This window comes from Chryseolinea lacunae (assembly GCF_016735595.1).
GTDB lineage: Bacteria > Bacteroidota > Bacteroidia > Cytophagales > Cyclobacteriaceae > Chryseolinea > Chryseolinea lacunae.
The window spans coordinates 406,406-421,347 of record NZ_JAERRB010000002.1; the positions used below are offsets into that span (position 1 = coordinate 406,406).

14 protein-coding genes are annotated in these 14,942 nt (G+C 43.1%); 11 read left to right on the forward strand and 3 right to left on the reverse strand.

What is annotated here, in order from left to right; all coding sequences use genetic code 11:
- Positions 1-10 precede the first annotated feature (10 nt).
- The 3 genes from JI741_RS07495 to JI741_RS07505 are packed head-to-tail and all read left to right on the forward strand — an operon-like array spanning position 11 to position 3,350.
- On the forward strand, positions 11-532 hold the full coding sequence (locus JI741_RS07495; RefSeq protein WP_202008423.1) for a DUF664 domain-containing protein: 522 nt from the start codon (positions 11-13) through the stop codon (positions 530-532).
- On the forward strand, positions 529-2,736 hold the full coding sequence (locus JI741_RS07500; protein WP_202008424.1) for a peptidase domain-containing ABC transporter: 2,208 nt from the start codon (positions 529-531) through the stop codon (positions 2,734-2,736). The genes JI741_RS07495 and JI741_RS07500 overlap by 4 nt, the downstream gene beginning before the upstream one ends.
- A gap of 20 nt (positions 2,737-2,756) precedes the next feature.
- Positions 2,757-3,350, forward strand: a complete 594-nt coding sequence (locus JI741_RS07505) for a class I SAM-dependent methyltransferase (RefSeq protein ID WP_202008425.1) — start codon at positions 2,757-2,759, stop codon at positions 3,348-3,350.
- 58 nt (positions 3,351-3,408) lie between these two features.
- Here JI741_RS07505 and JI741_RS07510 read toward each other — a convergent pair whose 3' ends face one another.
- Positions 3,409-4,272, reverse strand: coding sequence for a ParB N-terminal domain-containing protein (locus tag JI741_RS07510; RefSeq protein WP_202008426.1), 864 nt, complete (start codon positions 4,270-4,272; stop codon positions 3,409-3,411).
- Between the two features lie 351 nt (positions 4,273-4,623).
- Between JI741_RS07510 and JI741_RS07515 the strand changes: the two genes are divergently transcribed.
- The 8 genes from JI741_RS07515 to JI741_RS07550 all read left to right on the forward strand — a co-directional run bounded on the left by JI741_RS07515 (position 4,624) and on the right by JI741_RS07550 (position 12,789).
- Positions 4,624-6,966 (forward strand): ABC transporter permease, encoded by a 2,343-nt coding sequence (locus tag JI741_RS07515; protein ID WP_236675943.1) that lies wholly within the window; start codon positions 4,624-4,626, stop codon positions 6,964-6,966.
- A 503-nt stretch (positions 6,967-7,469) separates the two neighbouring features.
- Positions 7,470-7,853 carry a hypothetical protein gene (locus JI741_RS07520; RefSeq protein ID WP_202008428.1) on the forward strand — a complete coding sequence of 128 codons (384 nt, stop codon included), beginning with the start codon at positions 7,470-7,472 and terminating at the stop codon, positions 7,851-7,853.
- 1,103 nt (positions 7,854-8,956) lie between these two features.
- A complete protein-coding gene (locus JI741_RS07525) occupies positions 8,957-9,643 on the forward strand; it encodes a P-loop NTPase family protein (protein ID WP_202008429.1) in 687 nt (228 codons plus the stop codon).
- 3 nt (positions 9,644-9,646) lie between these two features.
- A complete protein-coding gene (locus JI741_RS07530) occupies positions 9,647-10,168 on the forward strand; it encodes a hypothetical protein (protein ID WP_202008430.1) in 522 nt (173 codons plus the stop codon).
- 1 nt (position 10,169) lies between these two features.
- A complete protein-coding gene (locus JI741_RS07535; RefSeq protein ID WP_202008431.1) occupies positions 10,170-10,493 on the forward strand; it encodes a hypothetical protein in 324 nt (107 codons plus the stop codon).
- A gap of 196 nt (positions 10,494-10,689) precedes the next feature.
- Complete coding sequence (locus JI741_RS07540; RefSeq protein ID WP_439647547.1) at positions 10,690-11,046, forward strand: plasmid mobilization protein; 357 nt, start codon at positions 10,690-10,692, stop codon at positions 11,044-11,046.
- Between the two features lie 16 nt (positions 11,047-11,062).
- The gene (locus tag JI741_RS07545; protein WP_202008433.1) at positions 11,063-12,097 is read left to right on the forward strand and encodes a relaxase/mobilization nuclease domain-containing protein; all 1,035 of its coding nucleotides are present in this window, start codon (positions 11,063-11,065) and stop codon (positions 12,095-12,097) included.
- Positions 12,098-12,318: 221 nt separating this feature from the next.
- Positions 12,319-12,789: a JAB domain-containing protein gene (locus JI741_RS07550; protein ID WP_202008434.1), complete on the forward strand. Its 471-nt coding sequence runs from the start codon at positions 12,319-12,321 to the stop codon at positions 12,787-12,789.
- Between the two features lie 241 nt (positions 12,790-13,030).
- Here the strand turns inward: JI741_RS07550 and JI741_RS07555 are convergent, their stop codons facing one another.
- Together JI741_RS07555 and JI741_RS07560 are read right to left on the reverse strand one after the other, a co-directional pair.
- Positions 13,031-14,128 carry a transposase gene (locus JI741_RS07555; RefSeq protein WP_202008435.1) on the reverse strand — a complete coding sequence of 366 codons (1,098 nt, stop codon included), beginning with the start codon at positions 14,126-14,128 and terminating at the stop codon, positions 13,031-13,033.
- An 18-nt stretch (positions 14,129-14,146) separates the two neighbouring features.
- The gene (locus tag JI741_RS07560) at positions 14,147-14,914 is read right to left on the reverse strand and encodes an RNA polymerase sigma factor (RefSeq protein ID WP_202008436.1); all 768 of its coding nucleotides are present in this window, start codon (positions 14,912-14,914) and stop codon (positions 14,147-14,149) included.
- Positions 14,915-14,942: the final 28 nt, after the last annotated feature.

Sequence of the window (14,942 nt, forward strand, 5' to 3'; positions counted from 1 at the left end):
ATATTAATTTATGACACCTCCGGATACCTTGTGCGAAACAAGATTTGAAACGCTTTTGATGCTATTAGAAACGTCAAAGGAGAACATTTCACAGCGAGTCTCGGAATTGGCAAATGATCAACTCGACTTCTTTCCTGACGACTGGACTCCTTCGATCGGGACACTTCTTCGTCACATGATAGCAACGGAAGATTACTATCGGGTTCTGACTTTTGAAAATAGAAAATTCAACACAGAAGAAGGGACCTATTGGAATGGGTCCTTGTCTGGTCAACTTTTAACTCGCCGGATAAAAGGAAACCCGTTTGACTATTATGCAACGCTTTGGGCCGACGTTCGAAATAAGACAAGCACCGCCTTTATCGGTGTTAATGACAAGTGGACGACTGAAACGGGTAGAGAAGAACAAGACGCGCTTTTTTTTGCCTGGTATCACATTCTTGAGGACCATCTCTGTCATTTTGGGCAAATCAAATCCATCATTAGTAAACTAAAAAGACAAACTCCAATAATATCCGACGAATTAGCATGAAAGGCTTCCCGTATTATAAACAGTTTGACTCGATGGATTGTGGACCTGCTTGTCTACGGATGATTGCAAAGTTTTACGATCTGCCACTTTCCCGTAGCTATGCAGAAAGAATTACCTTCTTTGGGCGCGAAGGAGTGAGCCTTTCTGCCCTTAGCGATGCAGCCGAGGTACTTGGGTTCAAAACCTTGTCCGTTAAAATAGGGCTCGAAGAGCTTATTGACCTTGTACCACTCCCGTGTATACTTCATTGGAAATCGAGCCATTTCGTTGTTATTCCGCCGCACCGATTAGGGGGCGACCGCAGCAAACTTAATATCACAGTGGTCGATCCGCAATTCGGACCAATAAAATTGAATAAAGATGATTTTATGCGACTCTGGATACCACCCAATGAAACGAATGGGATATGCCTCATTCTCGAACCTCCTGACGAATTTAAAACAACTTCAGACATTAATAAGCAAACATCGAAATTCGCTTTTTTTTTAAAGCATCTTACCCCGTACCGTGGGTCGATATTTTATATTTTATTCTTTGTGTTGATGTCGGCCGGCTTTGCGCTACTTCTCCCATTTTTGATCCAATCACTCGTTGATAAAGGTATTGGGTTTGGTGATTTACACTTTATTAAAGTGATTATAGGAGCGCAAGTCTGTATTGTTATTTGTTCCTCCACAATAGACCTAGTCCGAAACAAGATTATTATTAAAATGACCAATCGGATCAATATATCGATGGTTTCAGAATTTTTGACTCGTCTTATGAATCTGCCGATAAGTTTTTTTGATTCCAAAATGGCCGGTGATGTTCATAATAGAATTGCAGACAATTATAAACTACAAAAGTACATAACCAGCAGTGCATTTACCACAGCTGTTTCGGTAAGCACGCTCATCGTTCTTTGTGGGTTTGTCTACATACATAGTGTTCAAATACTGTGTGTGTTTTTGGTAGGAACTGTATTATCATCATTGTGGACACAATTATATACTAGGCATCGAAAGGAACAGGGGTACAAGGCATTTAGCCATGAATCGCGAACAGAGAATTCTCTCCTTGAAATGATATCAGCCATACAAGAAATCAAGGTCAACAACTGGGAGCGATTAAAACGTTGGGAGTGGGAGGGGATGCAGCGTAGGCTATTGAAATTGAAATTGAAGAGTTTATCCCAGGAGCAGTATCAGCAAATTGGCGCGGTCATGTTCACACGGTTGCAAAACATCATCATAGGTTGGATAGCTGCATTAGATGTAGTGAATGGGACACTTTCAATAGGGACCCTGATCGCGGTGATATTTGTTACGGGCATAATGACTATCTCGGTTGAACAAATCCTGTCGTTTATACGATCCACCCACGAGGCAAAGATATCAGCCGAAAGAGTAGGGGAAATTTACGAATTGAAAGGCGAGGATGAAGGACCACTTGAGCATAACCGGTGTCAGCTGCTTGCAAACCTGCCCCCTTGCAATATTTCATTTAAAGATGTTTGGTTCCGATATGGAGGTTTTAATGGTCCGTATGTTCTTCAGGGTATCAACTTAGTTATTCCACGAGGAAAAACTACCGCGATCGTCGGAACCAGTGGAAGTGGAAAGACCACACTTCTTAAATTATTGTTACGCCTGTATCAGCCATCTTCTGGGACAATTCAGATGGGCGAAATAAACTTAAATGAGATACCAGCCAGCGTGTTAAGAAATCATTGTGGCGTTGTGATGCAAGACGGGTTTATCTTTTCTTCAACGATTTCCCGGAATATTACCCAAGAAGAAGAAATTTCTGAGGAAAGATTGCTTGAAGCTACTCGGATTGCTAATATCGAATCTTTCATCAATGGGTTACCTCGTAAGTTTGACACAATGATCGGCAATGCCGGATCTGGGATCAGCATGGGACAACGCCTGAGAATACTTATCGCAAGAGCCGTTTATAGAAATCCAGAGTATTTATTTTTCGATGAAGCCACGAGTGCGCTGGATGCCGAAAATGAGTTTATTATTATGCAGAACTTACGGAAATTCATTCATGGTAGAACCGCGGTGATAATTGCTCACCGACTAAGCACCGTTCGTGATGCGGATCAAATACTGGTTTTAGATGGAGGCAGACTGGTGGAGTGCGGGAATCATTCGGATCTTGTTTCGAAAAAAGGGAAGTACTTTGACCTCATAAAGAATCAACTTGAATTGGGGTATTGATACATATTAAATATTTCATTATGTCAACACTATTATCGTTTAGAGAACGCACTAAAAAGATAGAAGGATGGCTAAGCGAAGCAGAAACTGATTTGCTTATGGTGACAACTATACAAGCCTGTGCCAGTTTTGGACCAAGGCCAAACATCGTCGAAATAGGAAGCTACCAAGGAAAATCTACCGTCGCCATTGGAGGTGTTGTCAAGGCGTTATTTCCACTGGCTAAGGTGTTCGCTATTGATCCACACGACGGTGTGGTTGGTGCATTGGACAAAGAAGTCCAAGAATTTCCCCCAAGTTTATTGATGTTTAGGAGAAATATTGAAACGGCGGGACTTGGAGATGTCGTTGAATTGATCCGAGATTTTTCTTATAATGTAAAGTGGTTTCTTCCAATTCACATGATTTTTATTGATGCACTACATGACTACTCAAGCGTTTCGGCCGATTTCAGACATTTCTTCAGATGGGTCGTTCCTCAAGGTCATGTTGCCTTTCATGACTATTCTGAACATTTTCCGGGAGTCGTCAAATTTGTTGATGAACTTGTAGCAACCGGTGAATGCAAGCGATTGACATTGTCAGATAGTTTAATAGTCATTCAAAAAATATAGTCACCAAATAAGGTCAAGAGCTGGTCTATTCTCTGTAAAAAAATGTTTGAAGGCAGGATTAAAATAGCTCTCCTTCAAGTTTTTCAACGAGCTTTTTCAGCTCTCGCATTGCCTTGATGTCTTTGTCGTTAATAGCCTTATTAATGGAGCTTAGAATCATCCCTTTTAATCGGCGTAGCTTGTCACCCTTTTCCAAAAATAAAGGTTCCCGATTATCCTCATCGTCATTATTTTTTCTCTTCCCAAGATCTTTAAGTCCCTTTTCAACCTGCTGTAGAACTTCCTGCTTAATTATCTTGGCCTTATTATAAAGGTCCTTTTCATTTTTGATGGTCAGTCTACCGGGGTTTCTTGCGCTGGCAAGTGCCTGCACATCTCCCTTTTTTACTTTGGCTTCACCAAGTAGAATTTTTGTCTTTAGCATGGGATTTGACTGGCCAACAATGTCCAAGCCCTCCGCAAATTTAGCGTCTCTCTTGATAGTACTTTCACTAATATTGAAAGACTTGGAAACTTTGCCGGACGTCGAAATATCTTTTTGACCCTTAGATGCGACATTTGCATATCCACCCTTCTTCTGTTTGAGGGAATTGTATCTGAGGCCACGGTAATAACTCATTTGATCGTTAGTCAAGTTTCGTCTACCCATTTGATTGTCAATCATCCATACCTTCGCCTCCTCCATGTTTTGGAAAGGCATCTTGCGAATTTTGAATGCGATTCCATTCTTCTGGCAAATCTTGTATCGGTTGTGGCCATCCACCAGGATTAATTGACCATCTTTTTCCCAAACAATAAGAGGTTCCCGGCAGCCCTCGTGTAAGAGGCTTGTCTGCAGCAATGACAGTTCCTCATCATTTAGAGGAATGATGTATTCTCGGAGTTCTTTAACAATGGTAATAGTTTGATCCAACCTGACCATACGATAATGTCGACGTTTGTGCAAGTTATTGATTTTCCATCAATCCCCCTAGCCTGTCTTGCGTATCCTAGCTGTCAGCGAATTTAGGTTAATTATGCGGCTTGGATCGCCGTTCAGAATTGGGTCAACTATTCAGCCTAGGAATCGGAAATAGTATCCCAACTGCATTCACAAACGTTAACGTGAATTAAGTTTCTATCTCTTTGGTGATTGAAAAAATGGATTTTGGTATAAATTTTCATAACTTTTGGATGTCTTCGAAAATCAAGTGCTGCCAGCAGCGCTTAGGGTAACTCGCTTAAATGTTAAGTATTCCACTATTTATTCGTTAGTATGATAAAGAATTATCTTTTGGTAACGCTCAGAGGCCTTCGAAAAAGCGGGATCTACCCATTCATCAACATTATCGGACTTGCCATTGGTATACTATGTTTTCTTCTGATCTCTCTTTGGGTTTTAGATGAACTTTCGTACGATCGGTCACATGCGAAGCGAAATGAGTTGTATAAGATCATGGCCAATGTTCCTTACGACGGTAAAATTAATACTTGGGGTGCGGCTCCTCCCGCTGCGTATACACGAATGAAGGCGTTTGATAGCCGAATCGTTAACTGTGCGATCACAGACTATGGTGGTGAACACGTTCTCAACAAGGGAAACGAACCCATAACAAAAATTGGATATTATGCCAGCCCGGAATTTCTGCAAATGTTCAATTTTCCGCTGGAATCAGGAAGCATAGACAATGTTTTGCGCGAGCCAACGTCAATTGTAATTTCATCCGCTACAGCCAAAGCGCTTTTTGGAAGTGAGGATCCGATTAACAAGGTCATTCGAGTTGACAACGTCTTTGATCAAAAGGTGACGGGAGTTCTGCAAGATGTTCCCGCAAATTCATCTTTGCAATTTGACTTCCTTTTACCTTGGAGCTTGTCATTGGAACATGTTAAAAATAGTGCAAGTGATTGGAGTAATTACTCCTATAACGTTTACGTTGAGCTAACCAAAGGTGCTACGGAACATGAGGTTGAAAATCGAATCCGTGAACTGCCATCGCAAAATGACCTAACTGCGGAAAAAAAGACATTTATTCTTTACCCCCTCTCCAAATGGCATTTGTATTCCAATTTTGAAAACGGAAGAATTGTTGGTGGGCTGATTGAGTATGTTAGGCTTTTTTCGATCATAGCGATTTTCATTCTTATTATGGCATGTATCAATTTCATGAATCTTGCTACCGCCAGATCGGAACGTCGCGCCCTTGAGGTTGGTATACGAAAGGCTCTCGGTTCTGGAAAACGTGACTTAGTAATTCAGTTCATCGGCGAAGCAGTACTGATTGCAACGATCGCCTTTGGCGTTGCGGTGTTATTGGCAGAATTAATCCTGCCATACTATAACGGCTTGGTCAGTAAGCATTTGTCAATTGACTATGCCGAGAAAGGTATTTGGCTGTTGGCACTTGGCACAATTCTGTTTACTGGTATAGTTTCAGGAAGTTACCCCGCCTTTTATCTTTCAACGTTTAGGCCAGTTCAGGTGTTGAAAGGTAAGGTGCAAATTGGTGCAGGAGCTACGTTTCTACGGCGAACTCTGGTGACAATACAAACAGGTTTTTCAATCATACTAATCATTGGAACTATCGTCGTAAACCAACAAGTTCAGTATGTTAAGAATCGGGATTTGGGATTCGAAAAGGCTAATCTGTTAACAATAAAATCCAATCCTGAGATCGATAAAAATTACAGTTCGATAAAGAATGAATTGCTGCAATTGAGGTTGGCCCAAGGTGTCACCCGCTCAAGCTCGCCTATTACAAATATTATAGGATACAATTGGCTTAAGTGGCCGGGAATTAGCGAGGAAGAAAAAGTACTGGCACTTGAGATTAGCACTGAATTTGACTTTTTGAAGACCACTGGAATGAAGCTCATTGCCGGGCGCGATTTTTCGGAAAGATTTGGACAAAACGCACAAGAAATAATAGTTAATAAAGCAGCATTAGATTTAATGGGTTTGAAAGATCCAATCGGCGCACAGCTTGAACTTAACCAAGGAGTCCGCAAGACGATCGTTGGCATTTCTGAAAATGCAGTAACGGATTCTCCATACCAACGAGTTCAACCGCTGCTTATAACATTTGAAAAAGATTGGTCTACTGCTGTGACGGTTCGGCTAAACCAGTCAAATGATTTGAAAGGAGCAGTGTCGCAAATCGTAAGCATATTTAAAAAGTATGCTGTTGCTCACCCAGTTGAATATAGTTTTGTAGACGTCGAGTTTCAGAAAAAATTTACGGAAATCAATTTAATTGATACATTGTCATTGCTCTTCGCTGGTTTAGGAATAATCATTACCGGATTGGGTCTGTTCGGCCTCTCTTCGTTCACTGCAGAGCAACGTACCAAAGAAATCGGAATACGAAGGGTTATGGGAGCTTCGACATCTAACGTTGTGGGTCTGATAGCGCTTGACTTTGCTAAATTACTTGGCGTTGCTTTTCTGGTATCAATTCCGTTTGCCTGGTGGACCCTTCAAGATTTTTTGACTCGTTACACCTATCGAATTCCAATCCCCTGGTGGGCATTTCCGATTGCAGGAGCAGTATGTGCAGTTTTTGCGCTGACAATCGTCGGAATGCAGGTTTTTCGAGCTGCACGGGCTAATCCGGTTAAGTCCTTGAGAAGCGAATAATCGGACGAAACTTCGGAGCGGATTGAGCTTGAGATTCCGATCCCATTGACCACTTTGTTTCAGGAGGGCGTGACCAGCTAAGTTACTTGAGGACTTAAACTTCGCCAAGGTTTCGAACCCCTTGATTGCTAGGCTCTTTTTTGGTCAAATGGCTGTGGAATTGTGTGGTCACGTGATCTGAAAATTGATGGTCAGGGCAAAACGGAAAAAGATGGTCAGTCACTTCGGATTCTCCACAAAGGAAAAACTGGAGGAAAGGGAAGGCCGCGGACGTTTACTCAGAAGTTGCCGAAAGGTACCACAGGCGTGAAAGTGAAGTTGGCAATAAGCAGAGACACGACAGTAGAGGACCCCGAGCTTTCTATCAGAAATGGCATGGGACATATTGGTTTTAGAAATGTTGTTTCTGGTAGCCCCAAGACGTCAAAATATTTTTCAGATAACTTCATAAGTATCAGAATAAAAACAACTCATATTAAAATCAACGGAGGGAGATTGTTCAGATGAACCGAATATTGATTACAGCGATTCTACTTGTGTCTATTTGTGGTTTTAGCTATGCGCAGTATACTGACACGGAAGTATCCATGGGCTTTAAAGAGCATGACTTTACCCAATATCCTGCGGGCAAAATGAAAACCAAAGGTCGGGGTAGGGTAAAATATCATTTGGTATTGGATGGTGATGGAAAGCTTGAACGAGCGGATTTGATTAGAAATGATTTTGACAGCATAGCAGAAGAAACGTGCAGAAAGGAAATAGAGTCACTTGAGTTTATTCCGCCCCCGTTTCGAACAAAAGGCCAGAAATTCCAGATGACTGTAGCGTTTATTTACAAAACGCGATTCAAAGCATTTTCTCTGACAATACCAAAAAAATACCCTTAATGGTCTGAGGGTGTTAGATACTTGAAATTCCAGGGCGGTCGTAAGGAGTTTATTTCGAATGGGCGAGCAAAAGAAAAATTCATGCGTTTGGGGATACGCTCTTTATCTGGAGGAAATTTTTGATAAGAGAAGCGACAGCCGTCAGATTTGGCTTAAGTAGATGAGGATGAAACAAATTCGTATCTCATTAGTGATACGTAGAATTGGAGCCCGCTAGCGATCGAGTATCGATATCCTTTGATATGGTAGAAATATAGGGAAAGCCGTGCACATTTACTGACGAGCGTAACTGCTTGTCTATTGGTCGCAGCAGGATCATGGGCATGATGTTTATGTTCGTTAATATTTTTTAAGAATAGTATGGAGATACCGACCCCATTGACCACTTTGTTTCAGGAGCGCGTGACCAACTAAAGTTACCTGAGGACTTGAACTCGCCTAGCTTTTGAACCCCCTTGATTGCTAGACTCGTTTCTGGTCAAATGGTGGCGGAATTGGGTGGTCACGTGATCTGAAAATTGATGGTCAGGACAAAACGGAAAACGATGGTCGGCCACTCGGATTCTCAGTTATCAACCTGACGGTGAAATTTCCGCTGGACATTATAACGGTGGTGACGGGCGTGAGCGGCTCGGGAAATCGACACTCATCAAAGAATCTTTGAATGTATTGCCGCGGAACTCATTCACTGAATCGTAATCACTAATCATTTTTTTTAACTTTTTGTAAGTCGGCCATTTTTTCTCACCGTTTGTGCGTGATTTTCTTGTGAGGTAAACTATCAATGAGTGTTTGCATTTTTGGTAACGGATTGTTTTACGTGGCGATTCTAGCCTCAACATTTCTTGCTCAGCATTTTACGATTATTTCTTTCTAGTAGACTTCTACTATGCTAAAAACGCTGATGTGAAAACCTAGATTGTTGTCAGATAATCAATGCGCAACATGTCAAGGAAAGTTGGCGATTGCGGGGGTGATAAATTGATCGCGCGACTCAGACTATAGCATTTCTCCCGTGCAAATTCATGGAGAATAGTAAAGGCGATGGTCGGTAAGCAAGTGTATTTGGAACAGTCAACCATTTCTTAAAAAAAACAATAACTATGCAAAAGAAAATTTATTTCATTGTCCAAGGCAAAGGCGGAGCGGGCAAGTCGCTGCTTGCTTTTATGCTTGCAGAAAAGTATCAAGACGCAGTGATTCTTGATCTCGATGACGCGATCCAGTCAACTAAACAACAACTGGCCTATCGCAACCCTACGGTTGTTCCGTTTCTGGATCCAAAGACAAAGAGTATCAACCGCGGTACTTTCATGGAGCTTTTTCAAAGTATAGCGTTAGCAGGCCACCCGCTCTATATTGCGGATCTAGGCGGAAGTGTTTCGGAGCAGCTGCCCAAATTTTTCATCCTCAATAGCCTTCAGGGGACCTTGAGTTTGCTTCAGGCAAGCAATATTCATCTCCAACTCGTTTGTGTGGTCGGTGGTGGAAATATTTTTAAAGCTACCATGACGTATCTGGATGAGCTTGTTGAATCTACCAAGGGAGCCATTGAAATCGTTGTTGCTCACAATGGTATGTATCCCTGTACGCAAAGCCAGCAGGAGCAGTTGCAGCAATATGTCTTGGAGCATACGCTACCCTTGATACCCTTTGATCTGGCAGAGGATAAAAACGAAAGCGCGATGCGAAACATAGAGACGGTGTTGAAAGACGGCCAGGGACTAGCCAGTGTCAGTCCTTTTATATCGATCTATTTCATCGAATCAATTAAAAAACTAAATCTATAGGTCATGGCCATGACTGATAAGGAACGCGTCCAACTAAGGGCATATTCCATTTCATTGCTAAGCCAGTATGGGTTCAGGTTTAGCGAAAATGACCCCGTGCTGCCAGCACTATATATTATTCATAAAGAGATGCAATCGAACATTGAAACCAACCAAAAGATTGTGTCTCAAATCGACCAAGCTTCTTCCCGAATCAGCCCTAAGGTCTTTCATTTTAATTGTGAAGGAGAATCCTGGAAATTCCAGCTTGCTATCGCAGTCAAGTGGATGATTTGGACTGGACTAGGTATGGCATCCGTTAGCCTTGGAATTTGGTATTGGTCGCTTCGAGCTGACATTAACGAGGCGAGGAAAATCATCAACGCTCATGACCGTATTAGCCAGCTAGCGACACGGGCGAAAAAAGATAACCTGGGTAATCTCGTCATTGATTTTACCGAAGCCAAGGGTGATTCGGCAAAGCGTTTCTGGGAATATCGCCGGGTCGACAAAAGGACCATCCGGTTATTCATAGGAGGGGAGTAGAATGGAAAAGAAACTTATCGTGAGATTTTTAAAAGAGAAAAGACGGGGAGCATATACACTCGTAGTCGAGGAGTATGCTCCCCTGATTTTTGCCATGAGCCACGCCATGGCCCTGGTCATCATCCAGGAAGACCTTGCGAAGGAATCAGGCGTGCCGGTAGCCCTTAATTATTTCAGCCTGGTTCGTGCGATCGCCACGTACAAAAAGAAGAACCCCCAGCCAGCTACAAGGGTAGTAAAATTAAAGCACGAGTTCAAAGATGCCCATGAGCTAAAAGAAGGCCAACCAGAGCCAATCGTATTCAACCTTCCAAAAAAGAATTAAACGAGAGATCCAAAGATGTCTAATCAGCTTCAATCATATCCAACTATAGTGAAAGAAGAACACTGTAAAGTACAGCTAGCTTCAATAGACCTACGAGCTTGCCGTTACGGAGCAAGCCATGTTTCCGCTACGCTCCAACGGCTTGGAGAAGCTTTTTATAAATCAACCTGATCACTTCGTTCGGTTTTTATAGATGATGTCACGCCCAAAGGTAAACGATATAGACAAGCGTATCTTTCAGGTGAACATTCGCCTGACCGAAACGGAGCATGCCAAAGCTGTTGCCCACGCGCAAGCTAGCGGCATGACACCCGCGAACTGGATACGTCGGATTGTATTTACCGGCAAATTCCCACCTTTAAAGTTGTCTCCCGTAGAAGCGGCCCTGTATCGAGAGTTGAAAAGGATCGGCGTTAATCTTAATCAGATAACGCACAGAATCAATCTTAGGGAATTTCCAAAGGAATACCTCGCCCAGCAGGTTGAATTGAAGGAGGCATTGGATTACATATTAAAAGCATTGACCAGTGACGGGGAACCAGATCAAGGGTAGGGGATTCCGTGGTGCTTTGCGCTACAACCTGGAGAAACTGGAAAAAAACCTGGCCGAGGTGCTCGACCATTCCTTTTCCCGCGTCACTGAAAAGTCAATTATGAAAGAAATTCAGATGGTGAAGGTACTCCGGCCAAACCTTCAGAAATTTTTCTACCACACGTCCCTGAATTTTCCACCACATGAAAATCTTTCCAATGACACCATGAGACAGATTGCCAATGACTACCTGAAGGCCAATGGATTCAGTCAGCATCAATTTATCATTTTCAGGCACTACGACGCGGATCACCCACATCTGCACATCCTGGTTAACCGTATTGGCTATGATGGAAAGGTACTAAGCGACAGCAATGACTTCGCGCGCAGCGAGAAAATACTCCGTGGTCTTGAAATAAAGTACAATCTCACCAACGTGGCTCCCAGCAAACAAGCTACAAAGCGCGCTGTCACCAAGGATGAATTAGAGATGATGAAGCGCACAGGAGGACCTTCCCTTAAAATACAGCTACAGGCAATGGTGAAAGGCGTCTTGGATGCGGACTCCAACATGACAGTTTCGGAATTCATCCAGGCGCTAGAGAAGAAAGGAATAGCACCACAATTTAATATTGCCAGTACAGGGTATGTGAGCGGTGTATCGTATTCCTACCAAGGAATGGTAATGACAGGTTCTAAGCTTGGGAATGAATTCAAGTGGACAACGCTAAAAGATAAAATAGACTACGAAAAGGAGCGGGATAGCCAAATCATTCTTAATGCAAATTCCCGATCGAAAACTGTCGCTACAAAGCGAGGTCACATGGATGGTCTTAAAAAATCACCGATTTCGAGTGAGAATTCAACTAAGCCTCCTTTCAGGACCAATAGAAATTTGGACGCTAGTCCAAAGCCCAAAGACCTTCCTAACGCAACGAACCCAAGCGTAGCAGATTCGCTGGCCGGCATTATTGGTGGCCTAATCAGCCCTCATCTTGAGCATGACCAAGCACCAGAAGCATCGCTAAGGTTGACACGGAAGCGGAAACGTAGAAAAGGCTTCGGGCGGTAAAATTTCACACTCGAAGATTTTATTGATTGGGTCCAAATCGTTGAAGAATTAATTCTGTCACAAAGATGCTTCGGGCAGCGAATGCGTCGAGCAGTCAAAAGCTTACGGCATAAAATTCAGGGGGCCTTCGGCCATGTGTCTTTTTCAAATTTATTCCGTTTCCTTATTGACAGCTCGGCTACCCTTCGCAACAGCAGTTCCATAATAAATTCTTAACGATTATGGAAAACAACACCAATCAATCAAAACAATTCGAAGTGGCAGAAATTGAACTGTCCTACAAGTCTTCCGTCAAACCTTCTTCCCGGGCCAAGATCAGTAGCTCCAAAGACGCTGGCGCTCTACTGATGCAATCCTGGGACATGTCAAAAATCGAATTGGTTGAACAGTTTAAGATACTCTTCGTCAACCGGGCCAATCGCGTCCTGGGTATCTATGAACTCTCTACCGGTGGCATGAGCGCTACCGTCGTTGATCCCAAGCTGATCTTTGTTGCAGCCTTAAAAGTAGGTGCTTCTGGCATCATATTAAGCCACAACCATCCTTCTGGAAATCTTACGCCCAGTCAAGCGGACATTAGCTTTACCAAGCGAATCAGCGAAGGCGGTAAGCTGTTGGAGATCCAACTGATGGACCACATCATAGTTACCAGCGAAAGCTATTATTCATTCGCAGACGAGGGGTTATTATAGCCCCTTATTTCCTCACTTTAAAAACGAATAAGTGAGCCGTTGTATATAAGAATTGGGATCTGGTGTCTGGAAAAACATTTTTGTCTTTGATTAAGTCCACGCCAATGGTCTTCTATCATGACGCTCATCATGTTCCTCCGTGGCCCAGAATTCCGGACCTTACTTAGTGAGTGCTAATCTTGGCCTCACTTTACGGGTTTACAAGCACCCTCTTTTTTTTTCGACGCTCAAGTCAAAAAAGTTATTCTGTTATGATCGTTATCCCTGCCCGCGCGGCTTTGTAGGCCAGTTTCTCTTTCAACCCACCATAGCCCCAGTTCCGAAGAACAAAGGTATTGTTCTTCGCCTGTTCTTCCTTTTCCGTTTGGTTTACCAGGATAAGTGTTGCTGCGTTATGAGCGAGGCAGAGGTCAATCACCTTTTTGCTATAGGTGTGGAGCTTGGTGCGAACAAACTCTCTCTCGATGTCCTTGAATTTGGCAGTACCTTGGAACTTTCGCTTTTTACCTTTGCCGCCGCGACAAAATGATGCCGCACTCAAGGCGCGTTGTCGCGCAGCCTGGATGGCCATGCGCCTGTATAAAAACTCTTCCTTATTACCGACCTTGAATACGGCCTTTCCGATAGTTAGCACTACCGGATAGTCAAGGGACAGGGATGCTTCTGCAATTATTTCATCGGAAAGAACTGGCCGCTCCTTTTTCTGTTCAAACGTGGCAAGCAGGTATAGCTTCCGTTTTGCCAGCCGTAAGGAACTGCCGCAGAATTTAACCGTCCCCTCCAGCCATTGTTGCATTAGTCTGCGCTTGTCCACCTGGTCGTGACCCAGATAGGTTCGAAAGGGAATGGAGAATAGTTGAAAACTGTATTCGTTCCGCTCCTTGATATAGGTGAGCCGGCGTACGTTCTCTGCCAGAAACGGGATAGGAATATCGTGCTTATAATTTGAGATCGATTCTTCTCCGCGCTGATAAGCTCCCGCTTTCTGAGAATAGGTGCTGACTAGTGTATGGTTCAACGCATTTAGAATATGCATTGGGATCAGCCCTTTAAATTGACTGGAAAGGAACCGGTAGGTGCTGTTCTGGCGCGAGGTTGTCAGCATCCCTTGAGGATCGGTCGTCCAGTCGGCAAGTTTGAGTTGGATGTCTTCCCTTAAATACACCATGTCTTTTAATTGATGCTGGATGAACTGGTGCGTGAAAAGGTAGTTAGCGCTTCGTTGACAGATTGCCTGCCAGCGGGACAAGGTCTTGTAAGCATCCTTGATGAAGTCTTTGTCAGGGCTATCTACCAGTATCTGGATCTTTCGCGTCGTGGTGATTGTAGTTTCTTTCATTGCGACAGGTAACGGGTATTAAATCTCTTTTAAGATGGCATGTGCTTTTACATATTGCTGCTGGACATAGGGTAGAGGGAGTTTTAGAAGTTCGGAAATTTGCAGGAAGGTATAGTGAAGATTTAGCCGCATTGAATATATGTGACTCTGTTCAGTCGTTAGCCTATCATGATAGAATCGAATTTCTGTGGAAGTTCGTCTGTAGATTGATGAAGACGTTTTCGGGACTAATAGCGAGCGCAGGTATTCACAGGCGCTTTCAATTTCCTTGTTCACTGTTTGAACAGGTAGCTTTAAGCGTTGAGAGATTTCTTTCGCGGTTAATCCCTCACAAAGATGCAGATCAAGTATCCGTCGTTGCCCGTGATTGGGAAGTGACGGGATAAGCAGGAGCACTTCATTTAGGAATTTACTCTTTGAGTCTACTCCATCTTGTTCAGGGAATGAATCAATAGCTTTTGTGTCAAACCAGTCAAGACTGACAAGGCGGCGGTAGAATTGTAGCTTTGAATTTCGATAATAGGCCATACATTCCCAACGCACAATTAGTTTTAAGAATCTTCTAATGTGGTCCATGCTGGTCATTCTCTCTCTGAATACCCACATCTTCAAAAAGGCTTCCTGAATAATGGAATTTACAATGAATTCGTCTTGGACGAGACGAAGGCCATATCGTTGAATAGGCTTTGACAGTCTATTATATATTAACGTCAGCCCATGCTCAGAGTCAGAGGAAAAAAGTCTGAAAATTTGGTACTCGTCAGTTTTGATTTGGGCTATGTCCATACGCTCCTTGATAGTTTGGATTGAAAAT

Coding starts and splice junctions, on each gene's coding strand:
- JI741_RS07495 (WP_202008423.1), top strand. CDS start 11: ATGACACCTCCGGATACCTTGTGCGAAACAAGATTTGAAACGCTTTTG.
- JI741_RS07500 (WP_202008424.1), top strand. CDS start 529: ATGAAAGGCTTCCCGTATTATAAACAGTTTGACTCGATGGATTGTGGA.
- JI741_RS07505 (WP_202008425.1), top strand. CDS start 2,757: ATGTCAACACTATTATCGTTTAGAGAACGCACTAAAAAGATAGAAGGA.
- JI741_RS07510 (WP_202008426.1), bottom strand. CDS start 4,272: ATGGTCAGGTTGGATCAAACTATTACCATTGTTAAAGAACTCCGAGAA.
- JI741_RS07520 (WP_202008428.1), top strand. CDS start 7,470: ATGAACCGAATATTGATTACAGCGATTCTACTTGTGTCTATTTGTGGT.
- JI741_RS07525 (WP_202008429.1), top strand. CDS start 8,957: ATGCAAAAGAAAATTTATTTCATTGTCCAAGGCAAAGGCGGAGCGGGC.
- JI741_RS07530 (WP_202008430.1), top strand. CDS start 9,647: ATGGCCATGACTGATAAGGAACGCGTCCAACTAAGGGCATATTCCATT.
- JI741_RS07535 (WP_202008431.1), top strand. CDS start 10,170: ATGGAAAAGAAACTTATCGTGAGATTTTTAAAAGAGAAAAGACGGGGA.
- JI741_RS07540 (WP_439647547.1), top strand. CDS start 10,690: ATGTCACGCCCAAAGGTAAACGATATAGACAAGCGTATCTTTCAGGTG.
- JI741_RS07550 (WP_202008434.1), top strand. CDS start 12,319: ATGGAAAACAACACCAATCAATCAAAACAATTCGAAGTGGCAGAAATT.
- JI741_RS07555 (WP_202008435.1), bottom strand. CDS start 14,128: ATGAAAGAAACTACAATCACCACGACGCGAAAGATCCAGATACTGGTA.
- JI741_RS07560 (WP_202008436.1), bottom strand. CDS start 14,914: ATGGACATAGCCCAAATCAAAACTGACGAGTACCAAATTTTCAGACTT.